The organism is Aeromonas rivuli (assembly GCF_020149575.1).
Classification (GTDB): Bacteria; Pseudomonadota; Gammaproteobacteria; order Enterobacterales; family Aeromonadaceae; genus Aeromonas; species Aeromonas rivuli.
The window spans coordinates 3,096,133-3,121,548 of sequence record NZ_CP079742.1; the positions used below are offsets into that span (position 1 = coordinate 3,096,133).

22 protein-coding genes are annotated in these 25,416 nt (G+C 60.6%); 9 read left to right on the forward strand and 13 right to left on the reverse strand.

Annotation, left to right across the window (positions count from 1 at the left end; genetic code table 11):
- Positions 1-85: 85 nt before the first annotated feature.
- Both KYK33_RS14205 and KYK33_RS14210 read right to left on the reverse strand, forming a co-directional pair.
- Positions 86-379 carry a hypothetical protein gene (locus KYK33_RS14205; RefSeq protein ID WP_224430954.1) on the reverse strand — a complete coding sequence of 98 codons (294 nt, stop codon included), beginning with the start codon at positions 377-379 and terminating at the stop codon, positions 86-88.
- Between the two features lie 259 nt (positions 380-638).
- Entirely contained in the window at positions 639-1,178 is a 540-nt protein-coding gene (locus KYK33_RS14210) for a hypothetical protein (protein WP_224430955.1), read from the reverse strand.
- A gap of 319 nt (positions 1,179-1,497) precedes the next feature.
- Here KYK33_RS14210 and KYK33_RS14215 point away from each other — a divergent pair, with 319 nt between their 5' ends.
- The 3 genes from KYK33_RS14215 (at position 1,498) to KYK33_RS14225 (ending at position 4,244) form a co-directional block, all read left to right on the forward strand.
- Positions 1,498-2,652: a Na/Pi symporter gene (locus KYK33_RS14215; RefSeq protein WP_042040636.1), complete on the forward strand. Its 1,155-nt coding sequence runs from the start codon at positions 1,498-1,500 to the stop codon at positions 2,650-2,652.
- Between the two features lie 125 nt (positions 2,653-2,777).
- Complete coding sequence (locus tag KYK33_RS14220) at positions 2,778-3,248, forward strand: FKBP-type peptidyl-prolyl cis-trans isomerase (RefSeq protein ID WP_042040639.1); 471 nt, start codon at positions 2,778-2,780, stop codon at positions 3,246-3,248.
- 237 nt (positions 3,249-3,485) lie between these two features.
- The gene (locus KYK33_RS14225) at positions 3,486-4,244 is read left to right on the forward strand and encodes a DODA-type extradiol aromatic ring-opening family dioxygenase (RefSeq protein ID WP_224430956.1); all 759 of its coding nucleotides are present in this window, start codon (positions 3,486-3,488) and stop codon (positions 4,242-4,244) included.
- 119 nt (positions 4,245-4,363) lie between these two features.
- On the opposite strand, the gene KYK33_RS14230 is transcribed toward KYK33_RS14225, so the two are convergent.
- Positions 4,364-5,296 carry a Gfo/Idh/MocA family protein gene (locus KYK33_RS14230; protein WP_224430957.1) on the reverse strand — a complete coding sequence of 311 codons (933 nt, stop codon included), beginning with the start codon at positions 5,294-5,296 and terminating at the stop codon, positions 4,364-4,366.
- Between the two features lie 103 nt (positions 5,297-5,399).
- Here KYK33_RS14230 and KYK33_RS14235 point away from each other — a divergent pair, with 103 nt between their 5' ends.
- Complete coding sequence (locus KYK33_RS14235) at positions 5,400-6,011, forward strand: histidine phosphatase family protein (protein WP_224430958.1); 612 nt, start codon at positions 5,400-5,402, stop codon at positions 6,009-6,011.
- An 83-nt stretch (positions 6,012-6,094) separates the two neighbouring features.
- Here the strand turns inward: KYK33_RS14235 and KYK33_RS14240 are convergent, their stop codons facing one another.
- The 7 genes from KYK33_RS14240 to KYK33_RS14270 all read right to left on the reverse strand — a co-directional run bounded on the left by KYK33_RS14240 (position 6,095) and on the right by KYK33_RS14270 (position 15,727).
- Positions 6,095-6,316 (reverse strand): hypothetical protein, encoded by a 222-nt coding sequence (locus KYK33_RS14240; protein ID WP_224430959.1) that lies wholly within the window; start codon positions 6,314-6,316, stop codon positions 6,095-6,097.
- Between the two features lie 193 nt (positions 6,317-6,509).
- A complete protein-coding gene (fabF, locus tag KYK33_RS14245; RefSeq protein ID WP_224430960.1) occupies positions 6,510-7,802 on the reverse strand; it encodes a beta-ketoacyl-ACP synthase II in 1,293 nt (430 codons plus the stop codon).
- The gene (locus KYK33_RS14250) at positions 7,799-8,326 is read right to left on the reverse strand and encodes a winged helix-turn-helix transcriptional regulator (RefSeq protein WP_224430961.1); all 528 of its coding nucleotides are present in this window, start codon (positions 8,324-8,326) and stop codon (positions 7,799-7,801) included. The genes fabF and KYK33_RS14250 overlap by 4 nt, the downstream gene beginning before the upstream one ends.
- A 281-nt stretch (positions 8,327-8,607) precedes the next feature.
- Positions 8,608-11,007, reverse strand: coding sequence for a YgiQ family radical SAM protein (locus KYK33_RS14255; RefSeq protein ID WP_224430962.1), 2,400 nt, complete (start codon positions 11,005-11,007; stop codon positions 8,608-8,610).
- 111 nt (positions 11,008-11,118) lie between these two features.
- On the reverse strand, positions 11,119-11,496 hold the full coding sequence (locus KYK33_RS14260; RefSeq protein WP_224430963.1) for a hypothetical protein: 378 nt from the start codon (positions 11,494-11,496) through the stop codon (positions 11,119-11,121).
- Positions 11,497-11,582: 86 nt separating this feature from the next.
- Complete coding sequence (locus tag KYK33_RS14265; RefSeq protein ID WP_224430964.1) at positions 11,583-14,678, reverse strand: efflux RND transporter permease subunit; 3,096 nt, start codon at positions 14,676-14,678, stop codon at positions 11,583-11,585.
- Positions 14,678-15,727: an efflux RND transporter periplasmic adaptor subunit gene (locus tag KYK33_RS14270; protein ID WP_224430965.1), complete on the reverse strand. Its 1,050-nt coding sequence runs from the start codon at positions 15,725-15,727 to the stop codon at positions 14,678-14,680. Before KYK33_RS14270 ends, KYK33_RS14265 begins: the two co-directional genes overlap by 1 nt.
- Before the next feature lie 190 nt (positions 15,728-15,917).
- On the opposite strand from KYK33_RS14270, the gene rssA reads away from it, so the two are divergent.
- Positions 15,918-16,820: a patatin-like phospholipase RssA gene (gene rssA / locus KYK33_RS14275; RefSeq protein WP_224430966.1), complete on the forward strand. Its 903-nt coding sequence runs from the start codon at positions 15,918-15,920 to the stop codon at positions 16,818-16,820.
- A 63-nt stretch (positions 16,821-16,883) separates the two neighbouring features.
- On the opposite strand, the gene KYK33_RS14280 is transcribed toward rssA, so the two are convergent.
- Together KYK33_RS14280 and KYK33_RS14285 are read right to left on the reverse strand one after the other, a co-directional pair.
- A complete protein-coding gene (locus KYK33_RS14280; protein ID WP_042040656.1) occupies positions 16,884-18,245 on the reverse strand; it encodes a sodium-dependent transporter in 1,362 nt (453 codons plus the stop codon).
- A gap of 174 nt (positions 18,246-18,419) precedes the next feature.
- A complete protein-coding gene (locus tag KYK33_RS14285) occupies positions 18,420-18,686 on the reverse strand; it encodes a helix-turn-helix domain-containing protein (protein ID WP_042040657.1) in 267 nt (88 codons plus the stop codon).
- A gap of 256 nt (positions 18,687-18,942) precedes the next feature.
- On the opposite strand from KYK33_RS14285, the gene KYK33_RS14290 reads away from it, so the two are divergent.
- The 4 genes from KYK33_RS14290 to KYK33_RS14305 all read left to right on the forward strand — a co-directional run bounded on the left by KYK33_RS14290 (position 18,943) and on the right by KYK33_RS14305 (position 23,641).
- Positions 18,943-19,539, forward strand: a complete 597-nt coding sequence (locus KYK33_RS14290; protein WP_224430967.1) for a hypothetical protein — start codon at positions 18,943-18,945, stop codon at positions 19,537-19,539.
- Positions 19,540-19,832: 293 nt separating this feature from the next.
- Positions 19,833-20,861, forward strand: a complete 1,029-nt coding sequence (ompA, locus tag KYK33_RS14295; protein WP_042040659.1) for a porin OmpA — start codon at positions 19,833-19,835, stop codon at positions 20,859-20,861.
- Positions 20,862-21,258: 397 nt separating this feature from the next.
- Positions 21,259-22,284, forward strand: a complete 1,026-nt coding sequence (gene ompA, locus KYK33_RS14300; protein WP_042040660.1) for a porin OmpA — start codon at positions 21,259-21,261, stop codon at positions 22,282-22,284.
- A 274-nt stretch (positions 22,285-22,558) separates the two neighbouring features.
- The gene (locus KYK33_RS14305) at positions 22,559-23,641 is read left to right on the forward strand and encodes an OmpA family protein (RefSeq protein ID WP_224430968.1); all 1,083 of its coding nucleotides are present in this window, start codon (positions 22,559-22,561) and stop codon (positions 23,639-23,641) included.
- Positions 23,642-23,712: 71 nt separating this feature from the next.
- Here KYK33_RS14305 and KYK33_RS14310 read toward each other — a convergent pair whose 3' ends face one another.
- On the reverse strand, positions 23,713-25,407 hold the full coding sequence (locus tag KYK33_RS14310; protein ID WP_042040664.1) for an NAD-dependent malic enzyme: 1,695 nt from the start codon (positions 25,405-25,407) through the stop codon (positions 23,713-23,715).
- Positions 25,408-25,416: the final 9 nt, after the last annotated feature.

Here is a 25,416-nt window from a genome sequence, read left to right on the forward strand (position 1 = left end):
CCGCAAACGCCAGATACACAAAAAGGGAGTCATGGACTCCCCTTTGTTAGCAGCTCTGGCTGTGACCCCCTGGGCGCGTCGAGCCTTATTTGATCAATGCCTTGGTGGCCGCTTTTGCAGGATCATCGACGGCATTTTCGACCTTGCCCTTGGCATCGCCCACCGAACCCTTGGCGTCGTTCAATGCGTCCTGCTTGTCATCCAGGCCGACCGAGTCTTTGGCCGTTTCGGCAGCGGAGCAACGCCCGCCCACCCCGACGGTGGCCTTCATGGCCGCGCCCTTGACCGCTTTCTCAGGGGTACAATCCGGGTTGATGACACCCGCCTGGGCACCCAGGGTGATCAGGCAGAGGGAGAGACAGAGCAGCAGCTTTTTCATGACAGACTCACTTTTGATGACGAATGAATATCTCCCAGTGTAGGGAGATGTGTGCAGGGAGCAAGACGCATCCATTCAACCCCCTTGAGCGGGTGACTGGCGTCATAGGGTGAGACAGGCCCGGCTCAGAGAGCCTGTGGCCCGAGCAGACCCGGTTCAATGGCCATCACGCCCCTTCCCTGGGAGCCAGCCCCACTCTCATCGAGACGTCTTGGGTTGTCGCAACCTGGCGCAGAGTGCTTGCCCCAGCGCGCGGTGCTTAGCGTATCAATCTTCTGGCTGCCGCCCGGCCGGGGTCATCCACGACATTCTCGACTCGCTGCTTGGTATTGCGCGCCTTGTAATAGGCATCATCCACCCCGGTCGCCTGGGCCGCCTTGCGCTTGGCATAGTCAGCCGGGTCATCCACCGCATTCTCGACTCGCTGCTTGGTGTTGCGCGCCTTGTAATAGGCATCATCCACCCCGCTCGCCTGGGCCGCCTTGCGCTTGGCATAGTCAGCCGGGTCATCCACCGCATTCTCGACTCGCTGCTTGGTATTGCGCGCCTTGTAATAGGCATCATCCACCCCGGTCGCCTGGGCCGCCTTGCGCTTGGCGTAGTCAGCCGGGTCATCCACGACATTGTCGACCCGCTGCTTGGCGCTGGCCGCAGAACAGCGGCTATTGATACCCGTAGTGCCATTGACGGCCGACCCCACCGCCACCTGTCCGGCACTGCAACCAGAAGGAAGGACGTCAGCCTGAGCAGAGAGGGAGACCAGGATCAGGGGAAATAGAGAGAGAGACCAATGCTTCATGACAGACTCGCGATAGCTGAAAAACGACCGCCTAGTCTAACGGCCTGAGCAGGGAGGACAAGTATTAATGACACATCAATCACTTGTGTCGGTCAACGTCTAACGCCAGGCTGCGGCCAAACGCGCCCGTTGGCCAAGGCGTCGGCAAGGGGATAGGCAGACCGTTTTTCCTTCCTCTGAAGGTGACAGCACCACGGTGCGCACACTGTCATCAAATCATCATCAAAACGTCACTTTGTCATAAAAGTGTCATCAAGCCTTGCTGTAATGCGCCGGTCAAATTCATCAGCAGACGGCCAGCGCCGTCCCAAGAGGCTTTATGCACAACCCTGACTCCTTGCCACAGCAGCACGTCTCCTCCCATCGTGCGCTGTTCCACTGGATAACTGTCATAGCGCTGGTCTACCTGATACTGGTAGCGGTGGGCGCCGTCTCCCACGGCTTCAAATTGTTCTCCGGCGGCGCCGAGGGCGCGGCCGAAATCTTTGCCTTCGCCAACAACCCCTTCGTCGCCCTGCTGCTCGGCATCCTGGCCACGGCCCTGGTGCAATCATCCAGCACCGTGACCTCGGTCATCGTCGGTCTGGTCGCCGGTGGCCTGCCGCTGGCCATGGCCATTCCCATGGTGATGGGTGCCAACCTCGGCACCACCATCACCAACACCATCGTCTCCATGGGTCATATCCGCGACAGAACCGAGTTTCGCCGCGCCTTTGCCGCCGCCACTGTCCATGACTTCTTCAACCTGATGGCCGTGTTCATCTTCCTGCCCCTGGAGCTCGCCTTCGGCGTCTTGCAGCACAGTGCCGAGTTCCTGGCCCATCTGCTGGTCGGCTCGAGCGACATGTCGATGAAAGGCATGGACTTCATGAAGCCGCTCACCGCCCCCGCCATGCAGCTCATCGATGCCGCCGTCGCCTTCTTGCCCGGTAAAGGCCCCGCCCTGGCCACCATCGCCATCGGTATCCTGCTGATCCTGGGCTCGGTCACCTATCTGGGCAAGGTGTTGCAAAAGGTGCTGGTCGGTCGCGCCAAGGGGCTGCTGCACAAGGCCCTGGGCCGTGGCCCCCTCACCGGTATCGCCTCGGGCACCCTGGTGACCATCATGGTGCAATCCTCCTCCACCACCACCAGCCTGATGATCCCCCTGGCCGGCGGCGGCGTGTTCACCACCCGCCAGCTCTACCCCTTCACCCTGGGCGCCAACATAGGTACCACCATCACGGCCCTGCTGGCGGCCACCGCCATCGGCGGCAGCGGTGCCGAACTGGCGCTGACCATCGCCCTGGTGCATGTGCTGTTCAACGTCTTCGCCGTGGTGCTTATCTATGGGCTGCCCTTCCTGCGCGAACTGCCCATCCTGGCCGCCGAGTGGCTGGCAAGGGTCGGCAGCGAGAACAAGTTGCTGGCACTGGGCTATGTGGGCGGCCTCTTCTTCGCCCTGCCTGCGCTCATGATGGCCCTGGCAAAATAACCGGCCCCCGGGCTTAACTGAGTCGATTCACTCGGTAAGGAAGGGCGCGATTAGCGCCCTTTTGCTACCCCAGTTCGACCCACTGGGATAAGATATTCATCTCATTGTCTTACAAGGATTTAGTGATGAAATTTGTGCTGATCGCCATCCTGATCGCTCTGGCGGTCTTCTATTTCTACTCAAGCAATAACAACAAGAAGCTGGCCGAGGAGAATATCCGCGCCGGCGATCTCTTCCTCGCCGAGAACAAGGCCAAACCGGGCATAGTGACCACTGAGTCCGGCCTGCAGTATCAGGTACTGGCCGAAGGCGAAGGCGGCATGCACCCCAGCGCCAGCAGCAAGGTCAAGGTGCACTACGAGGGCAAGTTGCTCGATGGCACCGTCTTCGACAGCTCCATCGCCCGCGGCGAGCCCATCGAATTTGGTCTCAATCAGGTGATACCGGGCTGGACCGAAGGGGTACAGCTGATGACGGTCGGCGAGAAGGCCCGCTTCTTTATCCCGTCCAGGTTGGGCTACGGCAACCGCGCCACCGGCAAGATCCTGCCCGGCTCCCTGCTTATCTTCGAAGTGGAACTGCTCGCCATCGACTGACGCAATTCGGTCAGCCCATGATGAGCGCCGTCATGAGCGCACTGTCAAAGAGGGAGGCATTGCCTCCCTCTTTGTTTGATCACCCCCCACCAGTCAACCTGCCTGCCCGCCTGCCTGCCCAAACAATTATCAACCCAGAGTGAAGAGTGATTACACATATAGCCTAATTGTTCACCACAAAAAGGGGGCGGATAATGACCTCATCGCCTGCCAAGGCCCCTCTGATGGAGCACTAAGATGTCCCCTGTCTGGTTTATCTCCCACGGCGCACCGGATCTGGTGCTGCGCGACGAGCCCGCCACCCGGTTCATGAAGGATCTCAGCCTGGGGCCGCTCAAGGGGCTGGTCGTCATCTCGGCCCACTGGTTCAGCCGCGAGCTGGAGATCAACTCGGCGCACAACCCGGCGCTCATGTATGACTTCCATGGCTTCCCCGATGCCCTCTACCGCGTGCGCTGGCCCGCCAGCAGCCCGGCGTGGTTGCAACAGGCCGTGCAGGAGACCTTGCTGCAAGGAGGACTGGTCGCCAACCCCGTCCTGCGCGAACTGGATCACGGGGTCTGGTCACCGCTCTCCCTGCTCGATGCCAACAGCGAGATCCCCCTGGTGCAGATCTCCATCCCGGCGGGCATGAGTCCGGCCGAGTTGTGGCGGCTGGGCGAAGCCCTGGCCCCGCTGCGCCAACAGGGCATTGGCATTCTGGCCTCCGGCGCCATCACCCACAATCTGAGGGCGCTCGGCCCCGATGGCTCCCCGCCCCCCGCCTGGGCCCAGGCGTTCGCCCACTGGCTGGAGGAGAAGATGGGCAATCAGGACAAGGCGGCCCTGCTCGATTATCGTGACCAGGCTCCGGGGGCGGTGCAATCCCACCCCCATGACGATCACCTGAGGCCGCTGTTCGTGGCCCTCGGCGCGGCAGGGGCAGACAAACCGGCCCGGCTGCATGATAGCTGGGACTATGGCAGCCTCTATATGGGCAGCTACCGCTTCGGTTAAGCCCACCTCATCCCACGCTAAAATCCCCCATAAAAAAGCAGAGGAGCCATGGCTCCTCTGCTTTTTTGCGCTGGTTGTGGCCATCAGCGCCTGATATTGACCGGCAGGCGGGGATCCCGTTAGCGAGACGGCTCGCCCGCCAGCAGTTGCTCCGCCTCGGTCACCAGCTGCTCGGTCAACTGATGACTGCGCAGATAGCTGTCGATCAGGGCCTGGTCGGCCCTGCCCCCTGCTATTTGTTCATACCAGTGATCCAGCATGGCGGCAAAGCCACGGCGCACCAGCACGGGTTGCCAGTCATCGATGGCCAGGGTCTGCACCACCTTGTCTCGCGCCAGCGTGCCCTGGGTGCAGTTCTCGATCTGGAGCGACAGATTGTCGCCATAGAGGCTGATGCGCTCCTCCGCAACCCCGGCGCTGCGGTTCATGCTGCCACTGACCGCCGCCTGCCCGCTCTGCCAGCTGACGCTCACCCCGGCCAGCATGGCCGGGTCCTGCGCGCTGGCTCTAAATACCCGGTGCAGGGCGCCATCCGGCAGGCCGCCATAGTGGCAGAGGCTGTCGAGCACATGAATGAAATCATCGAACAGGAACTGGCGGGGCAGTCCGGGCAAGCCATGGCGGTGCTTTTGCCAATGCAGCTCGGTCACCGGCTGCGCCCGCCCAGCCGACAGCGCGGGCAGGTAGCGGCGATTGAAACCCACAAACAGCGGGCAATCTTGCTGCAACGCAAGCTGGCACAAGGCCTCTACCGCAACGGCACTGTCGCACAGCGGCTTGTCGACGAAGGTGGGAATGCCCGCCAGCAGACTCTTGCGGGCCAGCTCCTGATGCACCGCCGTGGCGGCATGGATCATCACCCCATCGGGGCGGCTCCCCAGCAGCGCATCCACCTCGGTGAAACACTCGGCCACCCGATACTGGCGGGCCAGCTTGTCGAGCACAGCTGGATTGCGGGTGCAAAGCACCGGCGTCACCCGCTCATCGCTGGCCAGCAGTGGCAAATAGGCCTTCTGGGCGATATCACCCAACCCAATCATGGCAATACGCATGGTGTTCTCTCTCCCTCAAGACTGCGCCCAGCTTACCCCATCCCCTTGTGAGTTATGAAGGGATGGGCTAGCGTGGACTCCCTTTTTCCAAGCTCCGACCAAGATGACACCGACTCTCTATCTGCTGCGCCACGGCCAGACCCGCTTCAATGCCCAGCAACGACTGCAGGGCCACTGCAACTCCCCCCTCACCCCCTTGGGTGAACAACAAGCCCGCGCCATGGGGGCCACCCTTCGCCAGCAGCTGGACAACCCCGCATCCTGGACCCTCTATGCCAGCCCGCTGGGACGGGCCATGCAGACCGCCCGCCTCATCTGCGACGAGCTTGGTATGAGCCATGACAGGATCCGGGTCGATGAGCGGCTCAAGGAGCTGGGCCTGGGGGAGTGGGAGGAGCGTCGCCTGGACGAGATACGCCCCCTCTGTTTTGCCCTGGAAAGCGGTGAGCCGGACTGGTACCTGCAAGCGCCAAAGGGCGAGGGGTTGGCCAGCCTGCAGGGGCGCTGCCACGACTGGCTCCATGACCAGAGCCTGGGTTCCCGGCGCATCGCCGTCGCCCATGGCTTGTCCGGCATCATGTTACGCGGCCTCTATGCGGGATTGAGCCACGAGGCGCTCTGGCAGCAGGAGCTGCCGCAGGATGCCTTGTTCCGCCTGCAAGGGGGAGAGATCACCCGCATCCCCTGCCAGGCGGCGCTACTGCCCCAGATTTAACGACACAAAGCGGCACGACTTTAACGAAACTAAGCGGCGCTGCGTTAACGAAACAGCGGGCCAAGAGGCCCGCTGTCAGGATGTCAGTTTTTGGACTTGCCCCGCTCATCGACCAGTCTGCCCATACGGGCACCCAATTCCGAGCAGATCACGGCGCTGGCGATGGCAAACACCATCTGGACAGGATCAAACCCCTCCCTCTTCTCAAACAGCAGCGGGGCCAACAGATTGAAGGCGATGATCCCCAGCAGCAGCCCGGTGCCACTGCCTATCTTCTCAAGCTTGGATTTGACTCTGACCGTCATCTGACTACTCCTGTGCAGGGGGCAAACGCCCGCCCTGATGCTTTATCGGGGGTGGCCATCATGCCCTCCCCCTATCAATAGAACCTGGCCGCACAAGATAGCAAAGCCGCCCCCGCCTGACTGCTTTTATCGCCTCTGCCGCCACGCTTTGATGACAGTAAAAAGATGGATGTCCCAGATTTCAGGAGAAGAATCATTCACCAGGGGGGCAGATCCCCTGCCAGCGCTTGAACAGCACGCTGGCATTTACCCCACCAAAGCCAAACCCATTGGAGATGGCGTGCTCGATCCCCATGTCACGGGCCGCGCCCCGCACTATGTCCACGCCGTCGGCGAGCGGGTCGGGTTGCTGCAGGTTGCGGGTGGCGGGCACTCTCTGGTCGCGAATGGCCAGGGCGGTGAAGATGGCCTCTATGCCCCCGGCGGCCCCCAGCAGATGGCCGGTGGCTGACTTGGTGGAGGTCACCACAATCTGGTTGTCATCGCCAAATACGCGTTTGATGGCGGCCAGCTCCCCCCTGTCACCCACCGGAGTCGAGGTGGCATGGGCATTGAGGTGCTGGACATCCGCCGCCTGAATACCGGCCTGAGCCAGGGCCGCCATCATGGCGCGGCGTGCGCCGTCGCCATCTTCGGGACCTGCGGTGAGGTGATAGGCGTCGGCACTGGTGCCATAGCCCACCAGCTCCACTATGGGGGTGGCGCCCCGGCCCAGGGCGTGTTCCAGGGATTCAATCACCAGGATCCCGGCCCCTTCGCCCATGACAAACCCATCGCGGTCGACATCGAACGGACGGGAGGCCGCTTCGGGATCATCGGCATAGGCGGACGACAGCGCGCGAGCCGCGGCAAAACCGCCCAGACTGACGCGGTCTATGGTGGCCTCGGCCCCGCCACAGATGGCGATATCGGCCTCACCGCAGCGAATGAGCCGGGCGGCGTCGCCAATGGCCTGCACCCCTGCGGCGCAGGCCGTGACCGGCGCCCCGAGCGGCCCTTTGAAGCCGAAGTTGATGGAGACATGGCCCGCCGCCATGTTGACCAGGAAGGAGGGAATTGTGAAGGGGGATAGGCGGCGCGGTCCCCGTTCATCCGTGGTACGCACGGCCTCGACGATGGCGGGGAAGCCGCCGATGCCCGAGGCGATGATGGTGGCGGTGCGCTCCTGCTCCGCCGCCGTCTTGGGGGCCCAATTGGCTTGCAACAGGGCCTCCTTGGCCGCGGCAATGGCAAACAGGATGAAGCGATCCATCTTCTTCTGCTCCTTGGTCGATACCACGGCATCGGGGTCAAATCCGGCCAGGGGATCTTCGGCCAGGGAGGGCACCATGGCGCCCACCTTGGCGGCCAGCCCCTCGGTGAAGGCCTCCGGCAGGCGGCGCAAGCCGGACTGGCCCGCCAGCAGCCGCTGCCACACGGTTTCCACCCCATATCCAAGCGGGGTCACCGCTCCCATTCCTGTCACCACGATGCGAGTTGAGCTCATGATTCTGATTCCTGTTTCGAAGGGTTATCGCCGCTCATCACGCCATTGGCATGGCGCAGACGCTGCTTCATGCCATCACTGGCGGCCGGTCCCGGCACCAGGGTGTGGCGTGAGGGTGAAATGGCCTGACCTGTGCGCCTGTCCACCAGCATGGGCTCGACCAGCTCGCCCGTCAGAATATCCTTCAGCTGGATACTCGCTCCCTCTGGCGCGAAATGGGTATTACCCCAAGCAAGTAGTGCCATCAGTACCGATCTGAGATCCTGACCGCGAGGGGTGAGCAGATATTGATAGCGAGGGGGACGCTCTGAGTAACACCGCTTCTCCATCAGGCCACCCTCAACCAGGGCGGTCAGGCGACGAGTAAGTATGTTGGGGGCGACGCCAAGACTTTTCTGAAACTCATCGAAGCGAGAGAGACCATGCATGGCATCACGGATAATCAACAGGCTCCACCACTCCCCGACATGTTCCAAGCTGCGAGCTATGGGACACTGTTGTTCACTCAAATTCTTCCTACGCATCCAAGACCACCTGGTTACTTTCAATATAAAAGTAACCTTATGGCACCTACTTTTATTATGCAAGTTACTTCTGTTATCACTGAGCACTCTTCGCCACCTCATTAGGCGATGGCTTTACCAAGCGCTTTTGCTTTGGCAAGCCGGTCCAATTAGGTGGCCCTGCAAGCGCCCCTCTCCTCTCACTTCGCCCTTCCACAGCTTGTCGGCGCCAACAAGCCAATGAAAAAAGGCGACCATCTGGTCGCCTTTCTGTTTTCTATCACTTTCCCAATCAGGAAGACTCAGCGAGCCGGTCGCTTGGCTGCGCCGCCTTTGGCAGCAGGCTTGCCACCCTGGGCCGTCGGTTTGGCGGTGCCGGCGCGGCTCGGTGCCTTGCCATTATGAGCAGGTTTACCCTGCCCGGCTGGTTTGCCCTGACCTGCGCCTTGGGAAGCTGGCTTGCCGTTGCCAGCCCCTTTTTGCAACTGGCCACCCACCGGTTTACCATTGCCCGCCTTGCCGCCATTTCTGCTGGCCGCCGGGGCATTACCTGCACCAGCCTCGCTGCGGGCGGCCTTGTTGCCCGCCCCATTACCCCGCTGGTGAACAATGTTGCTGTGGCGGGTCAGGGCTGGCTTGAGGCCCTTGTTGATGCTGCGCTCGGCCTTGACCTCGCCGCGACCTTCCGGCGGCACCAGGCAGCTCGGGCCGTTGCCGATCAGGTGGCCCTTGCCCATCTCCAGCAGGGCTTCGCGGATCATGGGCCAGCCGGCCGGATCGTGATAGCGCAGCAGCGCCTTGTGCAGGCGACGACGACGCTCGCCCTTGACCACGAACACGTCCTCACTCTGGCGGCTGATCTTGCCGAGGGGGTTTTTCTCGGTGTAATACATGGTGGTCGCGTTGGCGAGCGGCGACGGGTAGAAGTTCTGCACCTGATCGAGCTTGAAGCGGTTCTCCTTGATCCAGAGCGCCATGTTCACCATGTCTTCATCCGTGGTGCCCGGGTGGGCCGAGATGAAGTAGGGGATCAGGTACTGCTCCTTGCCCGCCTCTTTCGAGTACTTGTCGAACAGCTCCTTGAACTGGTAGTAGCTGCCCATGCCCGGCTTCATCATCTTGGAGAGCGGCCCCTCCTCGGTGTGTTCGGGGGCAATCTTCAGGTAGCCACCGACGTGGTGTTTGGCCAGCTCGCGGATGTAGCGCGGATCTTCCACGGCGATGTCGTAACGCACCCCGGAGGCGATCAGTATCTTCTTGATCCCCTTGATGTCGCGCGCCTTGCGGTAGAGATCGATGGTCGGGGTATGGTCGGTGTCCATGTGCGGGCAGATGGTCGGCCAGACGCAGGAGGCGCGCCGGCAGGTCTGCTCGGCCTTAGGGCTCTTGCAACGCAACTTGTACATGTTGGCGGTGGGGCCGCCAAGATCCGAGATGACGCCGGTGAAGCCCGGCACCTTGTCGCGGATCTCTTCAATTTCTTTCAAGATCGACTCTTCCGAGCGGCTCTGGATGATGCGCCCCTCGTGCTCGGTGATGGAGCAGAAGGAGCAGCCTCCGAAGCAGCCGCGCATGATGTTGACCGAGGTCTTGATCATCTCGTAGGCCGGGATCTTCTCTTTGCCATAGGCCGGGTGCGGCACCCGCTGGTACGGCAGGCCGAACACCCCGTCCATCTCGTCGGTTTCCAGCGGGAAGGCGGGCGGGTTGACCCAGACGATGCGATCGCCGTGGGCCTGGGAGAGCGCGCGGGCACAGCCCGGGTTGGTCTCGTGGTGCAGGATGCGCGACGCATGGGCGTAGAGTACCTTGTCTTCCTTCACTCGCTCGAAGGCCGGCAGCTTGACGTAGGTCTTCTCCCAGGGCTTCTGCTTGGGAGGCTGCACCAGCACGGGCTTGGCCTCCTGCTCCATGGGTGCCGTGCCCTCGTCATCGCTGCAGGGCGCCCCTTCCATATAGGGGTTCATGATGGGATCGATGCGACCGATGCGGTCCAGCTTGCTGGAATCCACCCCGCGCCACTCGGGCAGCGGCTCCTTGCGGATCACGGCGGTGCCGCGAATGTCCTGCATGGTGGCGATGGTCTCCCCCGCCGCCAGACGGTGGGCCACTTCGATCAGCGGCCGCTCGGCGTTGCCGTAGATGAGGATGTCAGCCTTGGCGTCGAGCAAAATGGAGCGGCGTATGGTCTCGGACCAGTAGTCATAGTGGGCGATACGGCGTAAGGACGCCTCGATGCCGCCGATGACCACGGGGACCTCCTTGAAGGCCTCCTTGCAGCGCTGGGTATAGACCAGGGTCGCCCGATCCGGCCGCTTGCCACCCACATCCCCCGGGGTGTAGGCATCATCGTGACGCAGCTTCTTGTCGGAGGTGTAGCGGTTGATCATCGAGTCCATGTTGCCCGCCGTCACCCCGAAGAAGATGTTCGGCTTGCCCAGGCGCATGAAGTCTTCTTTCGATGACCAGTCTGGCTGGGCGATGATGCCAACCCGAAAACCCTGGGATTCGAGCATGCGGCCGATGACTGCCATGCCGAAGCTGGGGTGATCCACATAGGCATCCCCCGTGACCAGGATGATGTCGCAACTGTCCCAGCCGAGTTTATCCATCTCCGCCCGGGACATGGGCAGGAAGGGGGCGGTGCCGTAGCACTCTGCCCAGTAACGGGGATAGGAAAACAAGTTGGTAACCGGCTGCATTTTGAACACCTGGAACAATTCGGGTCGCGCATTATACCGGCAGAGCCCAGCGGGGGCGATGGCTTTTTATCCCTGTTAAGGCAAGGGATAAGGCCATCACGGAGGATGGCCTTAGAGGGGACGCAAGGCAGGGGCGCGGCGGCGCCAGAATCTGTGCTGATGGCGCAGCCAGAGCTGATAACCGCCGAGCAGCAACCAGAACAGCGCAGGCAGCAGGAACAGGGGGTGGGTCGCCTCGCGCAGCATCAGCAACCCCAGCAGGATCATGACGAAGGGGCGGCTCTCGTAGAGCCAGAGCGGCCACGCTTGCTTGCGCCTGCCATGGCTGCGTGGCTGGCTGAGTTGATACCAGACCAGACCGCCAATGAGATAGACGGACAGGCCGGCAAGCAGCAGCCTCCCCGGTTCGCTCACCCCTACTAGCAGGAGTCCGCAACACAGGCAGAGCAGAGGCGCTGCTTCACGACGTGACAAGATCAAGATGGACATCTCCGGTAGACCATGAACTCAATATAGTCAACGGCTAGCGGTGTTGCGTCATCGGGTTCCCGGCTCGCACCATATGGTGGGCCTCGTCATACTCGGGGCGCGGTGCCGATGGCCTCATCCACTTGCAGACTGCGCTGACCCGTCATGCCGGCCCGCTTGGCGAGCAGGTGATAACAGGCGGGGATCAGCAGCAGGGTCACCAGGGTCGCCAAGGAGAGTCCAAAGAAGACCACAGTCCCCACCGTCATCCGGCTCTCATAGCCGGCCCCCATGGAGAGCATCAGCGGCACGGCCCCCATCACGGCGGTGAGCGAGGTCATCAGAATAGGCCGCAACCGACGCACGGCCCCGGCAATGATGGCCGCCTCGAAGGATTCACCACGCTGGCGCAGCTGGTTGATGAACTCCACGATCAGGATGCCGTTCTTGGTCACCATGCCGATCAGCATGATCAGGCCGATCTGGCTGTAGATGTTCATCTCCTGTCCCGTCAGCCAGAGGCCGAGCAGGCCGCCGAAGATGCCGAGCGGCACCGTCATCATCACCACGGCCGGGGTGATCAGGCTCTCGAACTGGGCCACCAGCACCAGATAGACCACCAGCAGCGCCAGACCGAACACCAGTGCCATCTCTCCCTGGTTATCGCGATAATCTTTCGAGTCTCCGGCGTAATCTACCGTCATGCCCGCTGGCAGATTGTCGTTGGCCCAGCCATCGAGCATATCCAGGGCCTCGCCCAGGGTGTGGCCCGGCGCCAGGTCAGCGGTCAGGGTCACCGCCTTCTGGCGCTGATAGTGGTTGAGCCGGTTTGGACTGGCCACCTGCTTGAAACTGGCCAGGGTCGAGAGGCTCACCATCTCGCCGGTTGCGGCCTTGAGATAGATGCGACTGAGATCCGAGGCGCCATTGAGCTTGGTCTGATCGGCGCGCAGATAGACGTCATACTCCTCGCCCCTGTCCACATAGGTGGTCTTGGTACTGCCGCCGAGCAGGGTCTGCAGGCTGTTGGCCACCGTCGACACCGGGATCCCCAGCTCGCTGGCCCTGTCGCGGTCTATGGTCACCCGCAGCTCGGGGGTCTTCTCGGCGTAATCGAGATCCGGGTTGGTCATCAGGCCGCTCTGCTGAGCCAGCGCCTTGAGCTGATTGCCCACCTGGTTGAGCTCGCCAAAATCCCCCCCCTGCAACACGAACTGCACCGGGGCGGTCGAGCCGCGCCTGAAACCGGGCTGGAAGGGTCTGATGGTCACATCCGGGATATCGGAGAGCAGGGTCGCCAGCTCCTTGGTGAAGGCGGTGGCATTCTGGTCACGCTTGGCCCAATCGGTGAGCTGAATGATGGTCATGCCGGTCTGATCCCCTCCCCGCCCGAAGGCCGGGGTGCTGAAACTCATGGCCTGCACCACCCCCTGGCCAAGCAGGGGCATGATGGCGGCTTCGACCTGTTGCATATTGCGTTTCATCCGCTCGATGCTGGTGCCCTCTGCCCCCTTGACGAACACATAGACCACCCCTCTGTCTTCGGTCGGGGTCAGGTTGGCGGGCAGCAGCTTGATGAGACCGACACTGCCGACCAGACAGAGCAGCAACATCAGCAGCGCCCAGCCGGAGCGGGGCAACAGCCAGCCGAGCAGGCGGCGATAGTGCTCTTCAACCTTGCCCAAACCGCGATCCAGGGCCGCGGTCAGCGGGTTGGAGGTCTCCTTGGCCCGCATCAGCCAGGAGCCCATGGCGGGGGTCAGGGTCAGGGCGACCAGGGAGGAGCAGATCACCGCCAGGGAGAGCAAAATGGCAAACTCGGTAAAGAGCCTGCCCACCATGCCATCCATGAAGGCGATGGGCACAAACACCATCACCAGCACGGCGGTGGTGGCTACCACGGCAAAGCCCACCTCGCGGGTACCGTGCCAGGCCGCCAATAGCGGCGGCTCGCCCCGTTGCAGATGGTGGTGAATGTTCTCCACCACCACGATGGCGTCATCCACCACCAGGCCGATGGCGAGGATGAGCGCCAACAACGTGATGAGATTGATGGAGAAACCGAGATACCAGGCGCCGATAAAGGCGGAGACGAGCGACACGGGCACAGTGATGGCCGGGATCAGCGTCGTGCGCCCCTGCCCCAGGAATAGATAGAGCACGGCCACCACCAGCACGGCGCTGATGGCGAGGGTGTGGTAGACCTCGTCGATGGACTGCTTGATGAAGATGGTGGAGTCATAATCGACCTCCAGGCTGGCCCCTTCCGGCAAGAAGCGCTGCATCTGGGTCATCTTCTGGGAGATACCCTCGGCCACCGCCAGCGGGTTGGCCGTGGACTGGGGGATGATGCCTATCCCCAGGCTCTCCTTGCCATTGCGCTGGTAGGCGCTGTCTTCGTTCTTGGCCCCCACGTCCACGTCGGCAATATCGGCAAGATAGACCGGCTGACCATTGGCGGCCGTGGTGATCTGCAGACGACGAAAATCGGCGGCCGTGTTGTAGAGCCGCTCTATCTGCACCGCCACCGTCATGCTGTTGTTGCGGATCTCGCCGCCGGGCAGCTCTATGTTCTCCCGGGTCAGGGCGTCCTCAACGTCAGTGACGCTGATACCGCGCGCGGCCATGTCCACCGGGCGCAGTCGCACATACATGACCCGCTCCAGATCTCCCGACAGCATCACCTCGCTCACCCCGTCCACCAGACTCAGAGGATCCACCAACACCCGGTTGGCATAATCCGTCATGGCGGTTCTGTCCATCTGGCTGCTGCTGAAGTTGAGCCAGATGGCGACATCGCCATTGCCGCTGTCCTTGGTGATCAGGGGTTCATCCACATCATCGGGCAGCTTGGTGCGCGCGCGGGAGATGGCATCGCGCACATCCGATACCCCCTCGACCATGTTCCAGCCGAGCTTGAACTCCACCGTGATGCTGGAGCGCCCCTTGCGGGTCGAGGAGTTGATGTTCTCTATGCCGCTGATCCCCGAGAGCTGGTCCTCGATGGGCTTGGTGACCTGACTCTCCATCACCTCGGGGGCCGCCCCCTCATAGGTCGTGGTGATGGAGACCGACGGCGTCTGCACATCGGGCATCTCTCGCACCGTCAATTTGCTGAACGCGACCAGGCCAAATACGGTGAGCAGGGCACTGATCACCACCGCCACCAAGGGACGGCGTACTGATATATCGGAGAGCCACATCAGCCGTTCACCTTCGCCAAGTCCTTGACCAGCAAGCCATCCCGCAGGTTGACCAGCCCCTCCACCACGATGCGATCCCCCGCCTTGAGCCCCTCAGTCACCCAGACTTGCTCCCCTTGGGTTTCACCCAGGATCACCGGCAGGCGCTTGACCCGGCCATCGGCCTCGAGGCGATAGACGAAGCGCTGCTCACCGAGGTACTCCACCGACTGGGCCGGGATCAGCGTCATCTGCTGGGCGGGCAGCGCCAGGGAGACGCTGAGCAGCATGCCGGGGCGCAGCTGACCGGAGTCGTTGGGGAAAATGACCCTGGCCTTGATGTTCTGGCTACTGTCGGAAACCCGGCTATCGACCGTCTCCAGGGTGCCGCGGAACCCCTGATCCGGCCAGGCGGAGCTGGTCGCGGTGACCGTCATGCCGGGGCGCAGCAAGGAGAGATAACGCTCGGGCACGGCCAAATCCAGACGCAGCTTGGCAAGCTCGTCCAGGTGCAGCAGGCTGTCGCCATTGCTGACCAGGGCCCCTTCGCTGAGATCAATCAGGCTGACGGTGCCATTGAAGGGCGCGCGCAGCTCACGCAGGCTCAGCTCATAGCGAGCCGCCGCCAACCTGGCCTGGGCCATGGCGACGGTGGCCTCCTGGCCCTCGAGTTCGGAGCTGGTCACGGCGCCACGGGCCACCAGACGCTTCATGTCGCGCAGCTTGCGCTCCTCGTCGCGAACACTCGCCCCCTGCTCGGCCAGTTCGGCCTGCTGTTTGCCGATATCGAGCTGGATCAACAGATCCCCGGCCTTCACCTGCTGGCCAGAATGGACCGCGATGCGGACGATGCGCCCCGTCACTTCCGGGCTCACCACCACGGCGCGGTTGGCGACCAGCTTGCCGACCAGCTTGAGCATGGGTTCGGTCCGGGTCTGACTGACAATCTGGGTACGAATGTTGACAGGGTGAGGCGCGCCCTTGGCAACAGGCGCGCCAGAGCGGTAATACCAGGCCCCGATAACCAGCAGGGTGAGCACCGTGAGAAACAGCCAGCTACGCATTTTCATTGATGGATCCAGCAAACAAGGGTATGAATTTCACAATAGAGGGCCATTCTAGCCCCAGTTCTTGCCGTGACTATGTATAAGTGTGACAAAAGGTAACAGGCGCAGCACAAGCATTAACCGCCCCGCCTCCCGAATGCACCTCTTGCCCGGTCCCTCATGCGGCAATTCACCATCATCAAGGAGTAACACAGTGGCACGAAGACCCAGACTGGGACTCGCCCTTGGCAGCGGCGCCGCCAAAGGCTGGTCGCACATAGGTATAATACGGGGCCTGGAGCGGCTTGGGGTCAAACCCGATCTGGTGGCCGGTTGTTCCATTGGCAGCTTCGTCGGTGCCGCCTACGCGGCAGGTGCCCTCGACAACCTGGAGGAGTGGGTGCGTGGCTTTACCCGGTTGCAGGTGGTCAGCATGCTGGATCCCGCCCTCTCTGGCGGCCTGTTTCGCGGCGAGAAAGTATTTGGCATCGCCGGTGGCCACCTGGGGGAGCCCAACATAGAAGACCTGCCCATGCCATTTTCCTGCATCGCCACCGAACTCGATACCGGCCGCGAGATCTGGCTCAAAGAGGGGCCCTTGCGCCAGTGTGTACGCGCCTCCTGTGGCATGCCAGGCCTGCTGACGCCCACCTTGCTCAATGACCAGTGGCTGGTCGATGGCGCCGTGGTCAATCCCGTGCCCATCTCGCTGGCCCGCGCCATGGGGGCCGAGGTGGTGATCGCCGTCAACCTCAACACCGATCTGCACCAGCCCTGGAGTCATGAGCCGGATGAGGTGGTCGAGCCCCAGAGCGGACTGTTCGGTCAGTGGTTCAACCGGGGTGGCAACGGCAACCCGACGCCGCCCGGTATGTGGAATGTGATGAGCAGCACCCTCAATATCATGCAGGAGCGGATCACCCGGGCGCGCATGGCGGGGGATCCGCCGGAGATCCAGCTCTGCCCCCGCCTTGGCAATCTCTCCATCATGGATTTTCACCGGGCAGGAGAAGCCATTGAGGAAGGCGAGGCCTGCGTCGAGCGTAACGCCCATCAGCTCAAAGAGGAGCTGACCCGGCTCGGCCTGCTCGCTACCGCCCCCGAGCCCTCGCTCTAAGCCTCCATCTCCGATAAATAGAAAGAGCGCCCCGAGGCGCTCTTTTCACGGCGGCCTCCCGGCCTAGAAGAGCCCCAATCCTTTGAGCATGACGATCAGGATCAAGAGGGGCGACACATAACGCACCACGAAAAACAGGGGTTTGAGGATCCTTAAGTGCAGGGTCCCGCCATTGGTCAACGCCTCCTTCATCCGCTCGAATCCCCATACCCAGCCCACGAACAGGCAGAGCAGAATGCCACCGAGCGGCATCAACACATTGGAGGAGATAAAGTCGAACAGATCGAAGAAGTTCTTGCCCGCCACAGTCACCCCGGCCAGGGTGCTGTTGGAGAGCGCACAGCTCGACCCAATCAAGGCCAGGAGCAGCAGATTGATGAGGGTGGCTCTGGGGCGGCTCAGGCCAAATCGCTCCGACAACACGGAGACCGGCACCTCCAGGATGGAGAGCATGGCCCCGGTGGCCGCGATGGCACTGAGTACGAAGAAGAGCACCATGAATACCTGACCAAAGGGGATGCTGGCAAACACCGCAGGGATGGTAATGAACAGCAGAGCGGGGCCTGCACTTGGCTCAAATCCAAAGGCAAATACCGCCGGGAAGATGGCTATCCCCGCCAGCATGGAGACGAAGAGATCGGCGCACATCACTCGACATGCCGTCGCAGGTATGTGCTGATCGTCCCGAAAATAGCTGCCGTAAGTCATCATGCAGCCCATGCCAATGGATAGCTTGAAAAACGCCAAGCCCATGGCGGTGAGCACCACCCCGGCACTTAATTTGGAAAAATCCGGTGAAAACAAGAAAATCAATCCCTCCCTCGCCCCGGGCAGCGTCAGGCTGCGAGCCCCTATCACCAGCAACAGGATGAATAACAGCGGCATCAACTTCTTGGTCACCGCCTCTATGCCCCTTGAGACCCCCATCAGCAATATGCCCCCCATCAGCGCCAATACCAGCCACTGCCAGAGCAGGCTCTGCAACGGATCCCTGATGAGTGCATTGAAGGCGGCCCCCGTCACGGCAGGATCCGTAGAGAGGATGGTGCCGCCAATCCCCTTGAAGATATAGGCAAACACCCAGGCCGCGACCTCGGAGTAAAAAGACATGATAAGGAAGGCGGCCCCCACCCCCATCAGGGCAACCAGCCACCAGGCCTGTCCCTTGGGTGCCAGCTTGATCAGGGTGCTGACCGCATCGGCTTTTCCCCTGCGACCCAGCATCATCTCGGTGATCATCACCGGCAAACCGACCAGCAAGGTGGCAATCAGGTAGACCAGCAGGAAACTGGCCCCACCATTTTCCCCCGTTAGGTAGGGAAATTTCCAGATATTGCCAAGGCCGACCGCCGAACCCAGCGTCGCGGCCAGCACGCCAAACTTGCTGGTAAAGCCATCTCGAACCTGAGTGCTTGTCATGCTCATCTCTCACCCTGATGTTGCGTTACTGGAATTCTAGGGGGAAATCAGGGGATGGCGATCCTGCGACAAACTGCGCGAATGGGGCGACAGGGAGAGAGAAGTTGCAGCGTGCTGGCGGGGAAAAAAGATAAAAAAATGCCGCCCTTGGGCGGCATTTTCATGGGCGCAATCTCAGGCTCAGCCTTTGGCTAGATCGTCCGGACCTATCTGACCAATCTCGGCGACTTTCTTGTCGGCGAGCAGCCAGAGAGTGAACTTGTGCAGTTCCGGGTGATGGGCCAGGGCAACCAGGAAGGCGCCACCGACTTCACGGTAGCCGAGTTCGTAGTTTTTCAGGGTGGTGGGGGGAACACCCAGCAGATCGGCAAACTTGGGACGGCTCAGGCCGACGGCTTCGCGGATCTGGCGGATCTTCTTGCCAACAGTGTCAATGTTTGAATTCATAATGGTTCCATACTCCGTATGGCGGATTGACTCCGCCTTATTTTTCGCGACGACTCGTAGTCAAGTGTATCAGTTTTGAACGGACTCGTTATGGTCGAGCCTCTATCTTGTAAACGCCTTTTGGCGACAACCCTTAAAAACCTCGGGGATGGTAATCGCTCAATCGCTCAAGGTAAACAGTCTCGAAGAGAAACCTTTATGGAGGCCCGTTGAATCCTCCGTATAATCGATTGACCATCTATAACGAGTAACAAAAATGGCGTTTCCTGGAATAATATCCCGTCTGCATCCGAGCCCCGTCCCGCAGGATCTCGCCCTGCAACTGCAACAAGGCCAGCATTATCGAGCGGAAGCCTTCTTGTTACCTGAAGCCATGATGGCGCTGGCCACCGAGATACTCCCGGCCCTGCCTGAGCGCATCAGCCTCTATCTGGCCCAGGAACAAGCCGGGTTGGCACTGCGTGGCCATGACGGCGTCTTGCAAGATGACGGCACTCTCACCCTCCATAATGGACAGCATATTCAACTGGCCCAGGAGCCCGGGCAAGGCCAGCTGGTCCCCGAATCGGGTCTGCGGGAGATGGGCCTCTGGCTCGAAGCCGGTCATCGCCACTTCATCTGCCCCGCCGCCGTGCAACCTGTCGCGCGCGCCATCCTCAATATCTGGCCTCTCGATCCCTATCTGGCCAAACATTTTTTACTCAGTTTCACTCCCCTGCTCGATTCGGCTACCGAACAAGATTTGCTCGCCGTGCTGGCGGCACGCCAGGACATCGCCACCCCGCAACCAGACTGGGTTGAGGTCTATATGAAGCTTGAAAAGCGGTTGCATAGGACCTACTTAGACCACTGAACTACAATGCTGAACCCCAGCTTGCGGCAGCGACACAAATTGGCTCAGGTCTCTTTTGTGAACTTGATCATGGTTTGAAATGGGAATACAGTGCGCATCGTCATCGGATTGACACCCTTTTTTGGTGGGTGAAAAGTGTGCAAACACAGACCCCCTCTTCATGGATGAGAGAGATCCCGGTTAACACGGGATCCCTGTCAGACTCCTTGCCATCGTTGGCAGAGCCTGCAGCTTACATAAATCAAAAAGTGCGAAGCACGTGATCAACGTGCCATCTCAACGAGGATATATTTATGATGAAAATGGCCCCTTCCCTGATTGCCATCGCCATGGCTACTCTGGGTGCTACTGCTGCTAACGCCGCTGACGATATCTACTTCGGTGCCGGTGTTGGTGCTGCTCACTTCAACGGTCTGAACAACGTCAACGGTGTTGACGATGGCACCGAAGATGCAGCCGCTGCTAACGCTTTCGTTGGTTACAACTTCACCGAGAACTTCGGTACCGAACTGGGCTACCAGTACGCTGGCCGTGGTAACACCGAAGGCTCCCGTTACGAGAACCAGGGTGCCACCCTGTCTGGTATCGCTCGTCTGCCGGTTGCCAAGGACCTGTCCATCTTCGCTGAAGGCGGCGCCTACTGGGCTCACACCGACGGTCTGGAAACTGGCGATACTCGCGTTTCCCCGCTGGCTGGCCTGGGTCTGACCTACAAGCTGAACGACGCCCTGGATCTGCAGGCTCGTTATCGCTACATGTGGAACGTCTCTGACCTGTCCACTGCTGCCTACAACACCTCTGATGACAACTACAAGTCCAACCAGAGCGTTGCGACTATGGAAGTGGTTTACCACCCGTTCCGTACTTCCTACGTTGAGCCGGTTGCCGCTCCTGTTGTTGAAGAAGCGCCTGCTCCGGTCGTCGTTGAGAAGAACTTCACCATGAGCTCCGACGTGCTGTTTGCCTTCGGCAAATCCACTCTGAAGCCTGAAGGTGTTGATGCACTGAACGGTCTGTACCAGCAAATCATCGACGCTCAGCCGAAAGACGGTAGCGCCGTAGTTGTTGGTTACTCCGACCGCATCGGTTCCGACGCTTTCAACCAGAAGCTGTCCGAAGCTCGTGCTCGTACCGTAGCTGACTTCCTGGTCGGTAAAGGCATGGCCGCTGGTAAAGTGTCCATCGAAGGTCAAGGCGAAGCCAACCCGGTCACTGGCAACCAGTGTGACGGTATCAAAGCTAAAGCTGACCTGATCACTTGCCTGGCCCCGGACCGTCGTGTTGAAGTCCGCGTTGCTGGCGTGCAAGAAGTTCAGCAGTAATCTCTCCGAGATTCTGACTGCAAGAAGGGGATGCATCGCATCCCCTTTCGTTTATCTGACACCCTGACGACAACCCCTGTCCGACCCCTCCCCCGCATTTATCTCCTCAGCCAGCCTGCTCCCCTCAAAATGCTGCATATTCGTTCAGTAACTTGATCAACGTGAGCCAAAAGAATACAGTTATCACGCTTGTAAGGTATTGGATGAATTATTAAAAGCGCCTCTACCGGTTAGTTGTCCACGGAAGCCGTTACGGCCGTGAGTAGCCAAGAGTCCTTCATATTCATTCATACTGCCCGTGCTACAGCACGGAGATATGCCATCCGGGTTCCCGGATGCGTTGCATATGACTAAGAGTGCTCGCCAATGACGCGGCAAACTCAACGAGGATATAACGATGAAAATGAAAGTGGCACCGACCCTGATTGCCCTGGCCCTTGCGGCCGCAGGCAGCACCGCAGCCCAGGCTGCTGATAACGACTGGTACACCGGTATCGCCGCCGGCTGGGCCTATACCCATGACCTGGAAGACTTTGGCAAGAATGCCGATGTAGACAAGGATGCCACCGCACTGAGTCTGTTCGGTGGTTATAACTTCACCGAAAACTTCGGTGCCGAAGCTGGCTACCTCTATGCCGGTAAAGCGGGCATCAATGGCGTGGATTTCTCCACTCAGGGCGCAACCCTGTCCGGGATCGGCCGCCTGCCTTTGGGCGACATCTTCTCCGTATTCGCTGAAGGTGGTGCCTACGTGTTCCACGCTAAAGGCAACAACGACGGCGACAACGGCATAGCCCCGCTGGCGGGTGTTGGCCTGACGGCCAAGCTGTCTGATCTGATCGACGTGCAAGCTCGCTACCGCTACATGTGGGACGTGGGTGACGAGAACAAGACTGGCAACAACATGATCTGGGAGACCGACATGAGTGTGGCCACGCTGGAACTGGTTCTGCACCCGAATCGCACCTCCTATGTGGCCCCGGTCGCCGCGCCAGTGGTGGCCGAGCCCGAGCCGGTCATCGTCGAGAAGAACTTCGCCATGAGCTCTGACGTGCTGTTTGCCTTTGGCAAATCCAGCCTCAAGCCGGAAGGGGTCGATGCCCTGAACGGTCTGTATCAGCAGATCGTTGACGTTCAGCCGAAAGATGGCAGCGCCGTGGTCGTCGGTTACACCGACCGTATCGGTTCCGACGCCTATAACCAGAAGCTGTCAGAAGCCCGTGCCCGCACCGTGGCCGACTTCCTGGTTGGCAAGGGTCTCCCCGCTGGCAAGGTTGCCATCGAAGGGCAAGGCGAAGCCAACCCAGTGACTGGCAATCAGTGCGACGGCATCCACGCCAAGGCTCAGCTGATTGCCTGCCTGGCACCGGATCGCCGCGTCGAAGTGCGTGTGACCGGCGTACAGGAAGTGCAGCAGCAGTAATGATGACAGTGTGAAGCCCTGCTAGCAGGCTAAATACCGTTGATGAAAAGAGGAGGCCATGGCCTCCTCTTTTCGTTTATATTTAGCATTCAATTGAAACCACTCATGCCGTATATGACCCAACCGCACTTTAGGGTTTGCCACCGCCGCTTTCTTGGGATCCCGCTCACAGCCCAGACACTCTAAGTCTGTGTTCAGCCAAGCAAAATCATGGACGATGGCTATAACTAGATGGTGCGTAACAACTCTTGCACAACAAAAAAGAGGATAAGCGATGAAACCAAGCCTGTTATCTGCACTGATTGCTGTGGCATTCGCATCAGCTGCAAGCCTTCCAGCTCAGGCCAATGACTGGTATCTCGGTGGCGGTGGCGGTGTCGCCATTGGTCATGATCTGGACGATCTTGGCGATGACGTCGACAAAAATGACACCGCCTGGAGCCTGTTCGCCGGCTACAACTTTACCGAAAACTTTGGCGCCGAGCTGGGTTACCTCAACACGGGTGACTGGAGCGTCGATAATGAACAGTTCAGCAGCCAGGGCGCGACCCTGTCAGCCATAGGTCGCCTGCCCCTTGGGGATATCTTCTCTCTCTTTGCCGAGGGAGGGGCCTATATCTATCAGGTTGATACCATCAATGGCTCGGACAATGACTATGCCCCTCTGCTGGGACTGGGCATGGGGGCTCAGTTGACCGACTGGCTCGACCTTCAGGCCCGCTACCGCTATATGTTCCGGGTCGGCGATGACCCCGACAATGGCAAGCTGGGCAGCGGCACGGATCGCTGGGTCACCGACGTGAGCGTCGCGACCCTGGAGCTGGTATTTCATCCGAATCGCCATACCTATGTGGCGCCGGTAGCCGCCCCCATGGTCGCCGCCGTCGCCCCCGTCATGGTCGACAAGAGCTTCTCCCTGAGCTCCGATGTCTTGTTCGAGTTCAACAAATCAGCCCTCAGGGCCGAAGGCAGCAGTGCACTGGAAGATCTTTACCAGCAGATAGTGGCGGTCAATCCCAAGGATGGTCAGGTAACCGTCATGGGCTACACGGATAGGCTCGGTTCCGATGGCTACAACCAATCCCTGTCCGAAGCCCGTGCCCAGACGGTGGCCGATACCCTGATAGGGCTGGGTCTACCCGCGGACAAGGTCTCCATCCAGGGTCTGGGTGAGAGCAATCCGGTGACCGGCAGCCAGTGTGATGGCATCAGTCCCAAGTCTGAACTGATCAACTGCCTGGCACCGGATCGCCGGGTAGAGGTCAAGGTCACTGGCACTCAGACCGAGCAAACGCCACAGCCCGTGGATGCTCAGCCCGCCACTGAGCCCATGGATAGCGAGCCCGCCAAGGCCTGACAACCCTCACCTCCGTTGTGCAAATAAAGAAGGGATGCCGCGGCATCCCTTCTTTATTTCAGCCTCTTTCGTTAGAAGGAGGTACGGCGATAACGTCGATACAGAGGGCGCCAGAAGTTAGCCTCGATGGCCTTGTCGATCACCTCGTCCGGGGTCTGTACCGCCTTGCCTTGCAGCATGGCGGTCTTGGCGACCATCTTGGCGATGTAACGGGACACCTCGTGGATATCTGCCAGATCCGGCAACAGTGAGCCATCCTCGCCTTTTACCATGGGAGAGCACTCCGCCAGGGCACGGCTGGCCGACATCAGCATGGCATCCGTCACCCGCTTGGCTCCCGACGCAATCACCCCAAGGCCTATCCCCGGGAAGATGAAGGAGTTGTTGCACTGGGCGATGACATAACGCTTGCCCTTGTACTCGACCGGAGCAAAGGGGCTGCCGGTGGCCACCAGCGCCTGGCCGTCGGTCCAGCGAATGAGATCCGCCGGAGTCGCTTCCACCCGGGAGGTGGGGTTGGAGAGCGGGAAGATGATGGGGCGAGCACAGTGCTTGTGCATGGTCTTGACCACCTCTTCGGTGAAGAGGCCGGGCTGGCCAGAGACCCCGATCAGGATATCCGGGCGACCGTGCTCCATCACCTCCAGCAAGGAGATATTGTCTCCCACCGGCCACTCTTTGATCTGCTCTACCGGCTGGGAGAGGCGACGCTGGAAGTCGAGCTGGTTGGGGATCTTGTCGGTGATGAGGCCGAATCTGTCCACCATGAATACCCGGCCACGGGCCTGCGCATCGCTCAGGCCTTCGGCCTTCATCTGTGCCACTATCTGCTCGGCGATGCCGCACCCGGCACTGCCGGCACCGAGGAAGGCGACTCGCTTCTCGGAGAGCTTGGCCCCCGAGGCCTTGCAGGCGGCGATCAGGCTGCCCAGGGTCACGGCGGCCGTGCCTTGGATATCATCGTTGAAGCAGCACAGCTCATCCTTGTAACGGTTGAGCAGCGGCATGGCATTGCTCTGGGCAAAGTCTTCGAACTGGAGCAGGATGTCGGGCCAGCGGCGTTTGACCGCCTGAATGAAGGCGTCGACGAAGTCGTAATACTCCTCCCCCGAGATGCGCGGATGACGCCAGCCCATGTAGAAGGGATCGTTGAGCAGTTGCTGGTTGTTGGTACCCACATCCAGCACCACCGGCAGGGTATAGGCCGGGGAGATGCCGCCACAGGCGGTATAGAGAGAGAGCTTGCCGATGGGGATCCCCATACCGCCTATGCCCTGATCCCCCAGACCCAGGATGCGCTCGCCATCGGTCACGACGATGACCTTGACGTTCTGCTTGGTGGCGTTTTGCAGCATGTCATCGATCCTGTCCTTGTCGGAGTAGGAGATGAAGAGGCCACGGGCGCGGCGATAGATGTTGGAGAACTCTTCACATGCCTTGCCCACGGTCGGGGTATAGATGATCGGCATGATCTCGGTCAGGTGATCCCGAATGAGACGGTAGAACAAGGTCTCGTTGGTATCCTGGATATTGCGCAGGTAGATATGCTTGTCCATGTCGTTGCCAAAGGCCATGAACTGGCGATAGGCACGTTCCACCTGCTCCTCGATGGTTTCGATGTTCTGGGGCAGCAGACCTTCCAGGTTGAAGTTGCTGCGCTCTTCACTGGTGAAGGCGCTGCCCTTGTTAAGCAGTGGCGTCTCTAATAGAGCGGGGCCGGCGTAGGGAATGTAGAGAGGACGTTTCTGATTATTATCTTCAAACATGGTTGGGTA

Coding starts and splice junctions, on each gene's coding strand:
- KYK33_RS14255 (WP_224430962.1), bottom strand. CDS start 11,007: ATGCAGCCGGTTACCAACTTGTTTTCCTATCCCCGTTACTGGGCAGAG.
- KYK33_RS14220 (WP_042040639.1), top strand. CDS start 2,778: ATGAAATTTGTGCTGATCGCCATCCTGATCGCTCTGGCGGTCTTCTAT.
- KYK33_RS14225 (WP_224430956.1), top strand. CDS start 3,486: ATGTCCCCTGTCTGGTTTATCTCCCACGGCGCACCGGATCTGGTGCTG.
- KYK33_RS14270 (WP_224430965.1), bottom strand. CDS start 15,727: ATGAAAATGCGTAGCTGGCTGTTTCTCACGGTGCTCACCCTGCTGGTT.
- KYK33_RS14280 (WP_042040656.1), bottom strand. CDS start 18,245: ATGAGCATGACAAGCACTCAGGTTCGAGATGGCTTTACCAGCAAGTTT.
- KYK33_RS14215 (WP_042040636.1), top strand. CDS start 1,498: ATGCACAACCCTGACTCCTTGCCACAGCAGCACGTCTCCTCCCATCGT.
- KYK33_RS14240 (WP_224430959.1), bottom strand. CDS start 6,316: ATGACGGTCAGAGTCAAATCCAAGCTTGAGAAGATAGGCAGTGGCACC.
- KYK33_RS14265 (WP_224430964.1), bottom strand. CDS start 14,678: ATGTGGCTCTCCGATATATCAGTACGCCGTCCCTTGGTGGCGGTGGTG.
- KYK33_RS14205 (WP_224430954.1), bottom strand. CDS start 379: ATGAAAAAGCTGCTGCTCTGTCTCTCCCTCTGCCTGATCACCCTGGGT.
- ompA (WP_042040659.1), top strand. CDS start 19,833: ATGATGAAAATGGCCCCTTCCCTGATTGCCATCGCCATGGCTACTCTG.
- KYK33_RS14285 (WP_042040657.1), bottom strand. CDS start 18,686: ATGAATTCAAACATTGACACTGTTGGCAAGAAGATCCGCCAGATCCGC.
- KYK33_RS14250 (WP_224430961.1), bottom strand. CDS start 8,326: ATGCGTAGGAAGAATTTGAGTGAACAACAGTGTCCCATAGCTCGCAGC.
- KYK33_RS14260 (WP_224430963.1), bottom strand. CDS start 11,496: ATGTCCATCTTGATCTTGTCACGTCGTGAAGCAGCGCCTCTGCTCTGC.
- KYK33_RS14305 (WP_224430968.1), top strand. CDS start 22,559: ATGAAACCAAGCCTGTTATCTGCACTGATTGCTGTGGCATTCGCATCA.
- fabF (WP_224430960.1), bottom strand. CDS start 7,802: ATGAGCTCAACTCGCATCGTGGTGACAGGAATGGGAGCGGTGACCCCG.
- ompA (WP_042040660.1), top strand. CDS start 21,259: ATGAAAATGAAAGTGGCACCGACCCTGATTGCCCTGGCCCTTGCGGCC.
- KYK33_RS14310 (WP_042040664.1), bottom strand. CDS start 25,407: ATGTTTGAAGATAATAATCAGAAACGTCCTCTCTACATTCCCTACGCC.
- KYK33_RS14290 (WP_224430967.1), top strand. CDS start 18,943: ATGGCGTTTCCTGGAATAATATCCCGTCTGCATCCGAGCCCCGTCCCG.
- KYK33_RS14210 (WP_224430955.1), bottom strand. CDS start 1,178: ATGAAGCATTGGTCTCTCTCTCTATTTCCCCTGATCCTGGTCTCCCTC.
- KYK33_RS14230 (WP_224430957.1), bottom strand. CDS start 5,296: ATGCGTATTGCCATGATTGGGTTGGGTGATATCGCCCAGAAGGCCTAT.
- KYK33_RS14235 (WP_224430958.1), top strand. CDS start 5,400: ATGACACCGACTCTCTATCTGCTGCGCCACGGCCAGACCCGCTTCAAT.